This is a genomic window from Stenotrophomonas sp. YJH_SMC_120, assembly GCF_059368675.1.
Genome location: NZ_JCAFRY010000009.1, coordinates 1 through 14,494, shown reverse-complemented (window position 1 = coordinate 14,494; position 14,494 = coordinate 1). Strand labels below are relative to the sequence as shown.

The window sequence follows — 14,494 nt, the reverse complement described above, 5'->3', positions numbered from 1 at the left end:
CCGATGTGCCGGCCACGGTCGGCACCCTCTGCGGCCGCAAATCGCCCTTGGGGTTGCCGCGCGCCCAACCGTCTTACCCCGCGAACGTACCCGCCGCCGCCACGTACGTCGCCGTGTCCGCCTGTGTTGCGGATGACGCCGCGCCTGCGGCACCGATTACCTGACAGGTTCCCCATGTTCGACTCCCATCGTCCGGGCCGCGCGCCGCGCCCGTCCCGCCTGTGCATTGCATTGCTGGCTGCCGGCCTGGCCAGTGCCACGCCATCCGTGCTGGCACAGAACGCCCGTGGCGATCACGCCGCCGTACAGCGCTTCGACATTCCGGCGCAGCCCCTGGACGAGGCGCTGCGCAGCTACATGCGCCAGTCCGGCGTGCAGGTCGTGTATCCGGCCATCCTGGCCCACGGGGTGAGCTCGCGTGCGGTCAATGGCAGCCTGCCGGCCAACGAGGCGCTGCAGCAGCTGCTGCAGGGCAGTGGCCTGGCGGTGCGCCGGGTCAGCGCAGATGCAGTCACGCTGGAAGCGGCGACGCCGGCGCAGGCCGACAGCGGCGTGATCGTCACCGACACGCTCAGCGTGGCCGGCGACCGCGTCGACAGTGGCGCGACCAGCGACGAGGCGCGCCTGCTCGACAGCTATCGCAGCGTCGGTTCCACCACCACGCTCAACCGCACGCAGCTGGAGCGTTTCCGCGGTACGTCCAACGGCGACATCGTCAAGGGCATGGCCGGCGTCACTGCCGGTGACCCACGCGTCGGCAATGGCTTCGACGTCAACATCCGCGGCATCCAGGGCCAGGGCCGCGTGCCGGTGATCATCGACGGTGGCCAGTCCAGCATCGATACCTACCGCGGCTACGCCGGTCAATCGCAGCGTACCTACCTCGACCCGGACCTGATTTCCAGCCTGACCATCACCAAGGGCCCGAGCCTGCAGGCCAACGCCTCTGGCGGCATCGGCGGCGTGGTCGAGATGGAGACGCTGAAGATCGGCGACGTGCTGCGCGAAGGGCGCGACTTCGGCTTGCGCGTGCGTGGCGGCCTGGCCAACAACAGCGCCAACAACCTGCCTTCCTACAGTGCCGCGCCGCGCAACGATCGCAGCGCCACCGGCAGCCAGTTCTTCAACGTGGCCGCTGCGGGAAACTGGGACCGCTTCGATCTGGTCGCCGCCTACGCCTACCGCGACAATGGCAACTACTTCTCCGGCAAGCACGGCTACGACGACTTCCCACAGACCCGGCGCACGCTGGCACCGCTGAATCCGCCGCGTACCGAGGTCTTCAATACCTCGGCGCGCTCGAAGTCGGCGCTGCTCAAGGGCACCTGGCGTATCGACGATGCACAGACCCTGGAAGCTGGCTACCGCCGCTACGAAGGCACCGCCGGCGAGATCATGGCCTCGCAGATCATCCGCGTCGATCGCGACCGCGTTCCGCAATGGGATCCGGGCCACGTCGACATGGACAGCTACACCCTGCGCTATCGCTTCAACCCGGACAGCGAGCTGGTCGACCTGCGCGTCAACGCCGCGTACACCGACACCGACAGCGTGATGTACAACAGCCTGACCGGCATCACCCCGTGGTATTTCGATCGTCGTACCGAGTGGTACGACGCGCCCAGCTTCAGTGGTGACCCCGGCTACAAGGATGCCTACCGCAATCCGCTGCGACAGAAGCGCTTCGGACTGGATGCCAGCAACACCTCGAAGTTCGACACACGTGCTGGCGCGTTCACCCTCGACTACGGCCTGTCCTACAGCGACGAAGACATCGCGCCAGGCAGTTCGGGGCCGGTCATGCACGATGACCTGATCAACAACCGCTTCCTGCGCAACGCCGAGCGCAAGGAATACAGCGCCGTGGCCTCGCTGAAGTGGCAGCCCGATGAACACTGGGAACTGCTGGCCGGCGGCCGCTGGAACCGCGTGGATGTGCATGACCGCAACCGCCTGGCCACGCCCGATGCTTATGAGGTGCAGGGCCAGTACCGCTACACCGAACTGCTCAATGGCAACCCGGCGCTGCCGTCGTGGCGGGCCAAGCGCATCGCGCTGCTGAACTGGTATCCGGATGCCAACGGCAACTTCACCCAGGAATCGCTGCTGGCCTCGCCGTACAAGAAGGGCACGGCGGGCGACATCGGTGGCTGGAACTTCTACGACGCCGGCAAGGCGCAGGACCTGGAAGTGCCGGTCAGCTGGACCTGGTCGCAGCCGATCCGCCGTCGCGATAACGCGTTCTCGCCGACCGCCAGCGTGGCCTACCGCTTCAGCGAAGACACCATGGTCTACGTGAAGTACGCCGAAGGCATCAAGCTGCCGAGCCTGTTCGAGACCACGCTGGGCCTGTTCACCGCCGCCAAGCCGGTGGGTGAGTTGAAGCCGGAGCGCGCGCGCAGCTGGGAAATCGGTGCCAGCACCCTCCGCTATGACCTGTTCACTGCCGGCGATCGCCTGGCGCTGAAGCTGGCGTACTTCGATACCCGCATCGACGACCTGATCACCCGTGACTACCGCACGCTGTCGGCGGGCCTGATCCGCAACGTCGACCAGTTCAAGGTCTCGGGCATGGAGTTCCAGTCCAGCTATGACAGCGGCAAGGTATTTGCCGATCTGTCCGCACACTATTACTTCAAGGCCAAGACCTGCGCGCCGGACATCGCCGCCGAGCGCCGTGCCTATGGGGCGCAGCGCAGGAACGGCGAGCTGGCCAACACGCCCGACTGCGTGGACGGCGGCTTCGAGGGCTCGTACACCAATACCCAGAACCCACCGCGCTACATGGTCAACCTGACCCTGGGCTCGCGCCTGTTCGACGAGCGCCTGACCTTCGGCACCCGCGTGGTCCACAACGCCGGCCCGATCAGCAAGCTGGACAAGGACTGGAACGTGGGCCTGTCGGCGATCCAGCAGCTGTACCGGCCAACCACGCTGGTGGACCTGTTCGCCAGCTGGAGCTTCAACGACCAGCTGTCGGTGGAAGCCGGCGTGGACAACCTGACCGACCGCTACTACCTGGACCCGCTGGCCCTGGGCGTGATGCCGGCCCCGGGCCGCACCGCGCGGCTGGCGTTGACCTGGAAGTACTGATCGGTCGCGGATGAGTGGTGGGGTCGGATCCCTTTCCTGCGGAAAGGGCTCTGACCCCGGCGAGCCCCAACCGCCCTCGGTGGGTGCGGACCTTGGTCCGCACCGCTTCTGCCGTGCAATCGACAGCGCCGGGCCATGCCCGGCGTCTATTTACAGCCCGCTCGAAGCCTTTACCGCATTTTCGTGCAGCGACTCGTTCAGCTCATCCACCACCGTGGTCCATGCCGCATCGGCCTGCAGTGATTCGGACAGGAACTGGCGCTGGGCATCGTTCCAGTACGGTGCTTCGACCACTTCGACATCGGTGGCCAGCTGGTGCTCGCGGATGAAGCGGGCGATGCCCTCGGCGCTGGCATCCAGGCCCAGCTGCAGGAACAGGTTGGTCATGCGCGGTTCGGTGGTGATCATCGTCGGTTCCGGATGGACAAGGGGATGGCCCATTATCGGTGTAGACGGCCTTGGGGAAAGCCCCGTGGCAGACGTCTACAGCACGACGACCCCCTTGGCATTCCCCCATGAACGCACACATCGCCCCTGAAGAAAGCCGCAGCCTGCGGCTCAAGGCCGCCACCCGCGACAGCCACGGTGCCCTGGACAAGCGCATCATGGCCGGCGACATCTTCGCCGACCGCAGCAATTTCGCCCGTTTCCTGCGCGTGCAGTATCGCTTCCACCGCAGCATCGATGCGCTGTATGCCAACCCTGCGCTGGACGCACTGCTGCCGGACCTGGGCGAGCGCCGCCGCCTGACCCAGGTCGCGCGCGACCTGCAGGACCTGGAGCAGACCCTGCCGGGGGCTGACATCGCGGCGTTGCCGTCCGATCTGGAACTGCCCGCCGCGTTGGGCTGGCTGTACGTGGCTGAAGGCTCCAACCTGGGCGGCACCATTCTGTACAAGATGGCTGCCAAGCTCGGCCTGGACCGTGATTTTGGCGCCCGCCACCTGGCCGCGCATCCGGATGGCGCGGCGCGCCACTGGCGTGAGTTCACCGCGGCGCTGGACGCGGTACCGCTGAGTGCCGAGCAGGAGCAGCAGGTGATCGATGCGGCCGACGCCGCGTTCCGCAGCGTGCACGGCCACGTCGAAGTGGAATTCGCCTGATGCACGGCGCACGCCCACAGGTGCAGCGCTGATGCGCTGGCTCTGGTTCGCGCTGGGCTGGCTGATGGTCGGGCTCGGGGTGATCGGCGCGTTGCTGCCGGTGATGCCGACCACCATCTTCCTGATCCTGGCCGTGGGCTGCTTCGCGCGCAGCTCGCCGAAGTTCGAGCAGCGCCTGCTGGCGCATCCGCGCTACGGCTCGTCGCTGCGGTTGTGGCGCGAGCAGGGCGCGGTATCGCGCAAGGGCAAGGCGTTTGCCAGTGCCGGCATGGCGCTGGGCTTTGCCCTGTTCTGCTGGGGCGCGCACCCGTCCTGGCGCCTGCTGTTGGGCGTGGGCCTGTTCTTCGCGGTCAGCGCCGGCTACGTGCTGAGCCGACCGGCACCGCGGCTGGAACCCCATCCGGTCGTGGAAGTGGACGACGCCAATGATCCGCGCGCGGCCCGTCGTCGCGCAGCGACCCCTGATGCTGATGGAAACCGAGACGATGCTGCCTGCTGACCTGGTCCCCGTGGCCGCCCCCGCATTGACCCCGTGGGGCATGTACCTGGCCGCCGACGTGGTGGTAAAGGCCGTGATGATCGCGCTGGCACTGGCGTCGCTGGCCACCTGGACCATACTGCTGGCCAAGGGTTGGGAACTGACGCGCCAGGCCCGGCAGCTGCGTGCGGCGCGCGCGCTGTTGCTGCAGTCCGCACAGCTGCCGCCGCAGAGCGAAGAGGCAAGCCTGCGGCAGGGCACCGCGCTGGCGATGCTGGACGCAGCACGCACCGAACTGCGTCTGTCGCAGGATCTGGATAGTCGCGACGGCATCAAGGAGCGCATCGCCTCGCGCCTGGACCGCATCGAGCTGGAGACCGCGCGCGTGCAGCGGCGTGGCATCGGTGTGCTCGCCAGCATCGGCGCGGTGGCGCCCTTCGTCGGCCTGTTCGGCACGGTGTGGGGCATCATGAACAGTTTCATCGGCATCGCACACAGCAACACCACCAACCTGGCGGTGGTTGCGCCCGGCATCGCCGAGGCCCTGCTGGCGACCGCACTCGGCCTGGTCGCGGCGATTCCCGCGGTACTGGTCTACAACCATTTCAGCCGCGTGCTGGCCGGCCTGCGGGGCCTGCTCGGCGATCTGTCGGCGGCCGTGCAGCAGCTGGTCTCGCGCGATCTTGATCGTGCCGTGCCGCGTACCGCAGCGGCACCGCTGCGCGCGGTGCACTGAGGCGCGACGATGGCGATCAGGACCGCGTCCGACCGCGACGACGCACCGGAAGAAGCACACGAGATCAACGTCACGCCCTTCATCGACGTGATGCTGGTGCTGCTGATCATCTTCATGGTAGCCGCACCGCTGGCCACCGTATCAGTGCCCGTGCAGCTGCCGGCCAGCAGCGCCAGTGCCACGCCGCCCGAACAGGCGCCGGTGTATGTGACCGTGCAGGCCGATCTGTCGCTGCGCGTGGGCGAGCAGGCGGTGGCGCGTGACGGGCTGGCCGCTGCATTGCAGGCGGCCACCCACGGCGACACCGCGCAGCGCATCTTCCTGCGTGCCGATACCCGCGTGCCTTACGGTGAACTGATGGCGACGCTGGACGCGCTGCGTGGCGCAGGCTACTTGAAGGTGGCACTGGTTGGACTGGAGCAAGGCGCGCGATGAGCGGATTGCGGCGCTGGGCGACCAGCCTGGTGATCGTGCTGCTGGTGCACGCGCTGCTGATCGGCGCGGCCTGCTGGTGGGCGACGCGCGCACCGGTACTGGCTGCGACGGCGCCGCCCGCCGCGCTGATGCTGGAACTGGCACCGATGGCGCAGGCACCGCCGGTGCCGCCGCGCGAGGTCGCCACCGGTCCACTGCAGCAGCAACAGCAGCGGCAGGCGCCGAAGCCGGCCCTGCGCGAGCAACCGAAGGCGCCGGTGCAGCCGCAGGGTGACCTGCCACCGCCGCGTACACCAGAGCCGACGCCCTCGCCGGATGTCGCCGACGCCAATGTCGCGCAGACCAGCGCACCGCCACAGGTGGCCGCTGACGCCGCCGCGCGCTACGCCGCACCGCAGACCACGGCGGGTGAGCGCAGTCGCGCCGAGGCAAGCTGGGAAGGTCGCCTGCTGGGGCACCTGCAGAAGCATCGCCGCTATCCGCGCCAGGCCGAGCGGCTGCGCCAGCAGGGCGTGGTCTACGTGCGCTTTGCCGTGGCCCGCGATGGCGCGGTCTCGGGGTTGAAGCTGGGCCGCAGCAGTGGCTTCGCGCTGCTTGACCAGGAGACGCTGGACACCGTGCAGCGCGCCAGCCCGGTACCGGCGCCGCCGGCCGAAGTGGCCGGCGACCCGGTGGACGTGATGGTGCCGGTGTCGTTCTTCCTGCGCGGGCGGTGATTGACGGTGGGCTCGGATCCCTTTCCCCAGGAAAGGGCTCTGACCCCATCGAGGCCGTCATCCACGCATGGCGTGGATCTACAACAGCGGCACCAGCAGCAGCGCGACGATGTTGATGATCTTGATCAGCGGATTGATCGCCGGGCCGGCCGTGTCCTTGTACGGGTCACCGACGGTATCGCCGGTCACCGCAGCCTTGTGCGCCTCGCTGCCCTTGCCGCCGAAGTGGCCATCTTCGATGTACTTCTTGGCGTTGTCCCAGGCGCCACCGCCGGTGGTCATCGAAATGGCCACGAACAGGCCGGTCACGATCGTGCCGATCAGCAGGCCACCCAGTGCGCGTGGCCCCAGCAGCAGGCCGACCACCACCGGCACCGCCACCGGCAGCAGCGAGGGCACGATCATTTCGCGGATCGCCGAGCGGGTCAGCATGTCCACCGCCTTGTCGTACTGCGGCTTGCCGGTGCCCTGCATGATGCCGGGGATCTCGCGGAACTGGCGACGTACTTCCTCCACCACCGCACCCGCCGCGCGGCCGACCGCTTCCATCGCCATCGCACCGAACAGGTAGGGAATCAGGCCGCCGATCAGCAGGCCGATGATCACCGTGTGGTCGCTGAGGTCGAAGCGGAATTCCTGCCCCGGATGTGCAGCCTGCAGGTTGTGCGTGTAGTCCGCGAACAGCACCAATGCGGCCAGTGCGGCCGAACCGATCGCATAGCCCTTGGTCACCGCCTTGGTGGTGTTGCCAACCGCATCCAGTGGATCGGTGATGTCGCGGATCTCCGAGGGCAGCTCGGCCATCTCGGCAATCCCACCGGCGTTGTCGGTGATCGGCCCGTAGGCATCGAGAGCGACGATCATGCCGGCCATCGACAGCATCGCGGTGGCGGCGATGGCGATGCCGTACAGCCCACCCAGCGCGAACGCGCCCCAGATCGCCGCACACACGGCCACCACCGGCAGCGCGGTGGACTTCATCGAGATGCCGAGGCCGGCGATGATGTTGGTGCCGTGGCCGGTGGTCGAGGCCTGCGCCACGTGCTGCACCGGCTTGTACTGGGTGCCGGTGTAGTACTCGGTGATCCACACGATCAGCCCGGTCAGGACCAGGCCGATCAACGCGCAGCCGTACAGGGCCATCGGCCCGTGCACGTTGTCACCCATCAGGCCGGTAGTGATCGGGTAGAAGGCGATGGCGGCCAGCACGCCGGAGACGATCACGCCCTTGTACAGCGCGCCCATGATCGAGCCGCCAGGCTTCACTTTGACGAACAGCGCGCCGATGATCGAGGCGATGATCGATACGCCGCCCAGCACCAGCGGATACAGCACCGCATTGGCGCCTGCCTCGGCCAGCATCAGGCTGCCCAGCAGCATCGTTGCGATGACGGTCACCGCGTAGGTCTCGAACAGATCGGCGGCCATGCCGGCGCAGTCGCCCACGTTGTCACCCACGTTGTCGGCGATCACCGCCGGGTTGCGCGGGTCGTCCTCGGGAATGCCGGCTTCCACCTTGCCGACCAGATCGGCGCCGACGTCGGCGCCCTTGGTGAAGATGCCACCGCCCAGCCGCGCGAAGATCGAGATCAGCGACGAGCCGAAGGCCAGGCCGACCAGCGCATGCAGCGCCTGTTCCATCGGCAGGCCCATGCGCAGCAGCAGCGCGTAGTAACCGGCCACGCCCAGCAGGCCGAGGCCGACCACCAGCATGCCGGTGATGGCACCGCCGCGGAAGGCGACGTCCATTGCGGCGCTGATGCCGTGGCGTGCAGCTTCGGCAGTGCGCACGTTGGCGCGTACCGACACGTTCATGCCGATGTAGCCGGCCGCGCCGGACAGTACCGCGCCGACCGCGAAGCCGATCGCGGTGTACCAGCTGAGGAACACACCGACCAGCACGAACAGCACCACACCGGCCACGCCAATGGTCAGGTACTGGCGGTTGAGATAGGCACGCGCACCTTCCTGGATCGCCGTGGCGATCGCGATCATGCGTTCATTGCCGGTGGGTTGGCGCAGGATCCAGCGCGCCGAGACGATTCCGAACAGGATCGCGAGAATGGCGCAGCCCAGCGCCAGTGACAGCCCGTGACGTTCCAGCATTAGACCCCTCCGCAGAATGGATGTAGGCATCCAGTGGCGATGAACGGCACCACGAGGGGGACGACGGGCTGCAGCCTGGAACCAACCCGTACCGACCTTGGCGGTCGTCCGACGTATGGCGGTGTTCAGCATTCCCTGGTGCCCGCAGTATGCGTGCCGCGCACTGTAGAGTCGAGCCGTGCTCGACTGGCTTCTGCGAGCCGCAGCGCATGCCGCCAGTCAATGGGCTTGATTCGAGAGCCACCGGCCTTTGCACCCTGTTAAGCCAGCCTCTGCAAGCCTGCGTGGAGTCCTGAAGGAGATCCCCCATGCGCCTGTCCCTGTTGATGCTTGCCGCCCTGGTCCCGGCTGTACCGGCACTCGCCGCGGAAACCCCGGAGCTACAGCGCGCCGTGGGCGCTCCGCAGGCGGTAGGGGCGGTGCATACGCTGCGCCAGATCCCCGAGGCCTGTGCGCGCCTGGAAGGCGCCTTCACCGGGCAGGCGGCCGAGCCGTACCGCTTCTCTGCGGTGCGTACGAGCGAACAATGCCAGCCACGCGCGCGCTTCGTCGACTACGCCAAGGCGCAGCCAAGTGCCGACAAGGGCTGGAAGCTCAATGATGTGATCCGCGTGCCCAGCGCCGCGTGCCCGGCGCAGCAGGCGGTGGTGCGCGTGTGGCGGCTGCCGTCGACCAACAAGGTGGAGCTGGACGGTCAGGGCCAGTCACGCATCTATCTGGAAGAGGCCAGGAAGCAGGCCGCTGCCGGCCAGATTCCGCAGGTAACGATGTTCGCCGCGCAGCTGCAGGTGGAAGGCAAGGCCTGCAATTGAATTTTGCGTGGGCGGTGTACCCACGCGGTCATCCACGGGTAGTGCCGGCCGCTGGCCGGCAACCCTGCAATCATCACTCCGCCAGCGTCGCCCCGCGCGCCACCAGCAGCTCGCGCAAAGCCCTGCGATGGCAGTGCGCCTCATCCTCGCAGTAGCACCCCACGCTGATGTCGTTGTGCTGCGACAGTGCGGCAAGCAGGTCCAGTGCATGGGCGGCATCGGGCGCTTTCATCTCGGCCTTGTAGTGGCGGAAGAACGCGGTCCAGTCGGCGGCCGTCTTCGCCTCATGCGCCCGCTTCACCAGTTCCGCGCTGGGTGACAGGATCGGGAACCAGACGTCGTACCAGTCCTGTTGGGCGAACTCGCTGCGCGGCACGCCGCGCGGCGGCCGCCGCACGGTGCCGATGCGCAGGCCCTCGCCAGGCACGCGCGGCGTACCGAGTCGAACAACACGCAATGCCATGGTGTGCCTCCACTAAAAGGGGACGGAGGGGATTAAGTCGTATCCGACCCACTACTGACGCTGTTGGAGATGACAGAGGGGCGTATGCGACTTAATCCCCTCCGTCCCCTTTTTCGGGTCAGCCCTCGAACGGCGGCAGCTTCTGCTTCACCGCCACGTTCTTCAGGGTGACGTACTTCGGCAGGCCGTCGGCGCCATACGGCAGCGGTGCTTCGCCCTTGATCAGCGGCGACAGGTAGGCCCGCGCCCTGGCGGTGATGCCGAAGCCGTCGCGGCGGATGAAGCCGGCGGGCATCTTCTTTTCATGGTTGGCGATCTTCGACAGTGGCGCCGCCTCGATCTTCCAGCGATAGGGCGCATCGCTGCTGCGCACGATCACCGGCATCACGCCGTTCTGGCCCTTCAGCGCCAGCTGCACGGCGGCCTTGCCGACCGCCTGCGCCTGCTCCCAGTCGGTCCTGCTGGCCAGGTGCCGGGCCGAGCGCTGCAGGTAGTCGGGCAGCGCCCAGTGCACCTTCAGGCCCAGCTGGTCCTTGACCCGGCCGGCCAGGTGCGCGGCCACGCCACCCAGCTGCGAGTGGCCGAACGAGTCCTTGCCGCCGCCAGCGTCAGCGACGAAGCGGCCATCGGCGTTGGCGATGCCCTCCGACGCCACCACCACGCAGTAGCCGACGCGCTCGACCACGGCCTTCACCTTGGCCAGGAACGCCGCCTCGTCATAGGCGCGTTCGGGCAGCAGGATGATGTGCGGCGCTTCGTCATCGCCGTTGCCGGCAAGGCCGGCGGCCGCGGCCAGCCAGCCGGCGTGGCGGCCCATCGCCTCGTAGATGAAGACGCGGGTGGAGGTTTCGGCCATCGCCGCCACGTCCAGCGCTGCCTCGCGTACCGACACCGCGGTGTACTTGGCCGCCGAGCCGAAGCCGGGGCAGGTGTCGGTCACTGCCAGGTCGTTGTCGATGGTCTTGGGCACGCCGATGCAGGTCAGGTCGTAGCCGGAGGCCTTGGCCAGCTGCGAGACCTTCAGCGCGGTATCGGCCGAGTCGTTGCCGCCGTTGTAGAGGAACCAGCGCACGTCGTGCGCGCGCAGCACCTCCAGCAGGCGGTCGTAGCGGGCGCGGTCGGCGTCCAGCGATTTCAGCTTGACCCGGCAGGAGCCGAACGCGCCGCCCGGGGTGTGGGCGAGGGCGCGGATGGCCGCAGCGCTCTCCTTGCTGGTGTCGATCAGTTCCTCGCGCAGCGCGCCGAGGATGCCGTTGCGCGCGGCCAGGACCTTGATGCCCTTGGCCCGGGCCTGCTCGATCACCGCCGCCGCCGTGGCGTTGATGACTGCGGTGACACCACCGGATTGGGCGTAGAGGAGAGTACCGTTGCGCATGTGTCTACCTGCTCGGGGGAAAGGACATTGCAGGGACATTACCCGGATGCGGTAAAGTGGCGCTATTGCGGTGCAGCGATACCGGTCCGTCCGGGACGCGAACCTTCTTTGTTTTCAACACGTTGGAGTCAGGTCAATGCGATTGGTTCTGTTGGGACCGCCCGGTTCGGGCAAGGGGACACAGGCGACGCGCCTGAAGGAAAAGCTGGGGATCGCCCACATTTCGACCGGTGACATGCTGCGCGCGGAAATCGCCGCGGGCACGGAGCTGGGCAAGCAGGCCAAGACGGTGATGGATGCCGGCAACCTGGTGTCGGATGACATCCTGCTGGGCATGCTGGAGTCGCGCCTGACCCAGCCCGATGTCGCCAAGGGCTTCATTCTTGATGGTTATCCGCGCAATGTGGCCCAGGCCAATGCGATGGACGGCCTGCTGGCCAAGATCGGCCAGCCGCTGGATGCCGTGGTGCAGCTGGACGTGGCCACCGAGCTGCTGGTCGAGCGCATCGCCGGTCGTGCCAAGGAACAGGGCCGCGCCGATGACACGCCGGAAGCGGTGCGCCAGCGCCTGCAGGTCTACAACGACCAGACCGCCCCGGTGGTCGACTTCTACGCTGGCCGTGGCACCCTGGCCCGCGTCGATGGCGTCGGTGAGCTGGACGAGATCGAAGCCCGCATCCTGGCGGCGATCAAGGCCTGATCCGGCGGGGCCGGCCTGTTGCCGGCCCTTCGGGCGCAAAAAAACACAGGCCTGGTCCGTGAGGATCAGGCCTGTGTCGTTTGACAGGCGCCAGCGAAGGGCTTGCTCAGGGCCCCGCAGCATGAGCTCCCTTGGGGATGGCCTCTTGGGGAGTAGGACCGGTTCGGGTACTGCGGCTGGCAGTTCGAATTGTGTCCGGGTTCACAGAACATCGCTATCGGGAATTCCCTGACAGGTGATTGGAGTTTTCTCACATCCCGTGTAGGACTTGTCTTACCCGGGGGCGGACATTGGCCCTATACAGCCGTCATCGGTCACAATCCTCGGTCATGAGCAGCGTACATATCCTTGCAATCGCCGGCACCTTCATGGGCGGCGTGGCCGCCCTGGCGCGGGAACTGGGCCATACGGTCAGCGGCAGCGACCAGGCCATCTATCCGCCAATGTCGACCCAGCTCGAGCAGCTGGGCATCGCCCTGGACCAGGGCTACCGCGCCGACAGCGTGCCGGCCGGCACCGATGACGTGGTGATCGGCAACGCCCTCTCGCGCGGCAATGCCGCCGTTGAGGCCGTGCTCGACGCCGGCCAGCGCTACATTTCGGGAGCGCAATGGCTGTCCGAACAGGTACTGCCGGGTCGCGACACCCTGGCCGTGGCAGGTACCCATGGCAAGACCACCACCACCACCATCCTCACCTGGCTGCTGGAAAGCGCCGGTCGTTCGCCTGGTTTCCTGGTCGGCGGCGTCGCCGAGGATTTCGGCGTCTCCGCCCGGCTGGGCCAGGGCCGCGAGTTCGTGGTCGAGGCCGACGAGTACGACACCGCGTTCTTCGACAAGCGCAGCAAGTTCGTGCACTACCGGCCGCTGGTGGCCATCCTCAACAACCTTGAATACGACCACGCCGACATCTTCCCGGACGTGGCCGCGATCCAGCGCCAGTTCCACCACCTGGTGCGCACGGTGCCGGCGCGTGGCCGACTGATCGTCAACGGCGAGGACCCGCATCTGGCCGAAGTGCTGGCGATGGGCTGCTGGACCCCGGTCGAGCGCTTCGGCTTCGACCCGTCGCTGGAATGGCATGCCGAGCTGCTGGCCGCCGATGGCAGCGCCTTCCGCGTGCACCACCGCGGGCAGGCAATGGGCGATGTGCACTGGTCGTTGCTGGGCCGCCACAACGTGCTCAACGGCCTGGGTGCGCTGGCTGCCGCACATGCGGTGGGCGTGGCGCCGGCCGACGTGATTCCTGCGCTGGCGCGCTTCCGCAGCGTCAAGCGCCGCATGGAAGTGATCGGCCGCCATGACGGCATCACCATCTACGACGATTTCGCCCATCACCCGACCGCGATCGCCACCACGCTGGAAGGCTTGCGTGCCAAGGTGGGTGACGCGCGCATCGTGGTCGCGATGGAGCCGCGCAGCAATTCGATGCGGCTGGGGGCGCACGCGCAGGCGCTGGCCCCGTCGCTGGCGTTGGCTGACGAGGTGGTGTTCCTGCATCGCCCGGAACTGGCCTGGGATGCGGCCGCGGTGATCGCCGCGGTGCGCGGCGAAGCGCACGCGGTGCCCGATACCGACGCGCTGCTGGCGCAGCTGCAGGCCAGCGCGCGCAGCGGCGACCACGTGGTGTTCATGTCCAATGGGGGCTTCGACGGCGCACCGCGTCGCTTCCTCGCCGCGCTGCAGGCCCGATGAGCAGCGACACGTCACTGCCGCTGTTTCCGCTGCACACCACGCTGGTGCCGGGTGCAGCGGTCGGGCTGCGCGTGTTCGAGCGGCGGTACCTGGATCTGGTCCGCGACAGCGGCCGCAGTGGCGAGGGCTTCGGTGTCTGCCTGATCCTCGACGGCCAGGAAGTGGGAGCCCCGGCGACACCGGCAGCGTATGGCGTGCAGGTACGCATCGAAGACTTCGATGTCGGCGCCGACGGCGTGCTGCAGTTGCGCCTGCGAGGCACCCGCCGCTTCCATGTCGAGCGCACCCGCGTACGCGACAACGGCCTGGTGGTGGCCGACGTGCGCTGGTGCGACGAAGACCCCGACGATGAGCTGCGGCCGCAGCATGCGCTGCTGGCCACGGTGCTGGGGCACATCATCGAGCAGGCCGGTGAGGCCTATGCGCCGGCCAATCCGGCGTTGCTGGACCAGGCCAGCTGGGTTGGCTGGCGGCTGGCCGAACTGCTGCCGCTGAGCGAGCAGCAGCGCCTGCAGCTGCTGCAGATGGACGACCCGCACCAGCGGTTGCAGCAGTTGCTGGGCTGGATGCCGTAGCAGCCTGCCTCGGGTGGGTGTGCACCTTGGTGCACACGCTGATGCATGCGGGGAATGTCATTCACGTATGGCGTGGATCTTATCTCTTGCCAATCTGGCACCTTGGGTGCCGAGAGCCCGGCGTGGGCGACCGTGTGGATCCAGGTCTTGCGACCGAGAAGTAGCTTGGGTCCCCACGCCGGATTCTCCCTGAACCGCCCGAACAGTT

Annotated in this window: 14 protein-coding genes; 10 read left to right on the top strand and 4 right to left on the bottom strand. The window is 67.7% G+C overall.

Annotation, left to right across the window (positions count from 1 at the left end; genetic code table 11):
• Window positions 1-174 precede the first annotated feature (174 nt).
• Complete coding sequence (locus tag AC5P60_RS12375; protein WP_495201748.1) at window positions 175-3,093, top strand: TonB-dependent receptor; 2,919 nt, start codon at window positions 175-177, stop codon at window positions 3,091-3,093.
• A 150-nt stretch (window positions 3,094-3,243) separates the two neighbouring features.
• Here AC5P60_RS12375 and AC5P60_RS12370 read toward each other — a convergent pair whose 3' ends face one another.
• Window positions 3,244-3,501, bottom strand: coding sequence for a DUF2789 domain-containing protein (locus AC5P60_RS12370; protein ID WP_483693599.1), 258 nt, complete (start codon window positions 3,499-3,501; stop codon window positions 3,244-3,246).
• A gap of 107 nt (window positions 3,502-3,608) precedes the next feature.
• On the opposite strand from AC5P60_RS12370, the gene AC5P60_RS12365 reads away from it, so the two are divergent.
• Genes AC5P60_RS12365 through AC5P60_RS12345 form a run of 5 tightly spaced genes read left to right on the top strand, consistent with a single transcriptional unit; the run spans window position 3,609 to window position 6,561 of the window.
• Window positions 3,609-4,196 carry a biliverdin-producing heme oxygenase gene (locus AC5P60_RS12365; protein ID WP_024957126.1) on the top strand — a complete coding sequence of 196 codons (588 nt, stop codon included), beginning with the start codon at window positions 3,609-3,611 and terminating at the stop codon, window positions 4,194-4,196.
• 31 nt (window positions 4,197-4,227) lie between these two features.
• A complete protein-coding gene (locus AC5P60_RS12360) occupies window positions 4,228-4,695 on the top strand; it encodes a YbaN family protein (protein WP_049453128.1) in 468 nt (155 codons plus the stop codon).
• Window positions 4,682-5,410 (top strand): tonB-system energizer ExbB, encoded by a 729-nt coding sequence (gene exbB / locus AC5P60_RS12355; RefSeq protein ID WP_049453127.1) that lies wholly within the window; start codon window positions 4,682-4,684, stop codon window positions 5,408-5,410. Before AC5P60_RS12360 ends, exbB begins: the two co-directional genes overlap by 14 nt.
• A gap of 9 nt (window positions 5,411-5,419) precedes the next feature.
• A complete protein-coding gene (gene exbD / locus AC5P60_RS12350) occupies window positions 5,420-5,845 on the top strand; it encodes a TonB system transport protein ExbD (protein ID WP_005410926.1) in 426 nt (141 codons plus the stop codon).
• Window positions 5,842-6,561, top strand: a complete 720-nt coding sequence (locus AC5P60_RS12345) for an energy transducer TonB (RefSeq protein WP_231522123.1) — start codon at window positions 5,842-5,844, stop codon at window positions 6,559-6,561. The genes exbD and AC5P60_RS12345 overlap by 4 nt, the downstream gene beginning before the upstream one ends.
• Window positions 6,562-6,639: 78 nt before the next feature.
• Here AC5P60_RS12345 and AC5P60_RS12340 read toward each other — a convergent pair whose 3' ends face one another.
• Window positions 6,640-8,667, bottom strand: coding sequence for a sodium-translocating pyrophosphatase (locus AC5P60_RS12340; RefSeq protein ID WP_005410924.1), 2,028 nt, complete (start codon window positions 8,665-8,667; stop codon window positions 6,640-6,642).
• A 308-nt stretch (window positions 8,668-8,975) separates the two neighbouring features.
• On the opposite strand from AC5P60_RS12340, the gene AC5P60_RS12335 reads away from it, so the two are divergent.
• Window positions 8,976-9,479 carry a hypothetical protein gene (locus tag AC5P60_RS12335; protein WP_012481186.1) on the top strand — a complete coding sequence of 168 codons (504 nt, stop codon included), beginning with the start codon at window positions 8,976-8,978 and terminating at the stop codon, window positions 9,477-9,479.
• 73 nt (window positions 9,480-9,552) lie between these two features.
• Here AC5P60_RS12335 and AC5P60_RS12330 read toward each other — a convergent pair whose 3' ends face one another.
• Window positions 9,553-9,942, bottom strand: a complete 390-nt coding sequence (locus tag AC5P60_RS12330) for a DUF488 domain-containing protein (protein ID WP_483693598.1) — start codon at window positions 9,940-9,942, stop codon at window positions 9,553-9,555.
• Between the two features lie 118 nt (window positions 9,943-10,060).
• On the bottom strand, window positions 10,061-11,317 hold the full coding sequence (locus AC5P60_RS12325; protein ID WP_033835618.1) for a 6-phosphofructokinase: 1,257 nt from the start codon (window positions 11,315-11,317) through the stop codon (window positions 10,061-10,063).
• A gap of 136 nt (window positions 11,318-11,453) precedes the next feature.
• On the opposite strand from AC5P60_RS12325, the gene AC5P60_RS12320 reads away from it, so the two are divergent.
• From AC5P60_RS12320 to AC5P60_RS12310, 3 genes are all read left to right on the top strand, one after another.
• Entirely contained in the window at window positions 11,454-12,017 is a 564-nt protein-coding gene (locus AC5P60_RS12320; protein ID WP_005410920.1) for an adenylate kinase, read from the top strand.
• A gap of 329 nt (window positions 12,018-12,346) precedes the next feature.
• Window positions 12,347-13,711 (top strand): UDP-N-acetylmuramate:L-alanyl-gamma-D-glutamyl-meso-diaminopimelate ligase, encoded by a 1,365-nt coding sequence (gene mpl / locus AC5P60_RS12315; protein WP_483693597.1) that lies wholly within the window; start codon window positions 12,347-12,349, stop codon window positions 13,709-13,711.
• A complete protein-coding gene (locus tag AC5P60_RS12310) occupies window positions 13,708-14,286 on the top strand; it encodes an LON peptidase substrate-binding domain-containing protein (RefSeq protein WP_012481182.1) in 579 nt (192 codons plus the stop codon). Before mpl ends, AC5P60_RS12310 begins: the two co-directional genes overlap by 4 nt.
• Window positions 14,287-14,494: the final 208 nt, after the last annotated feature.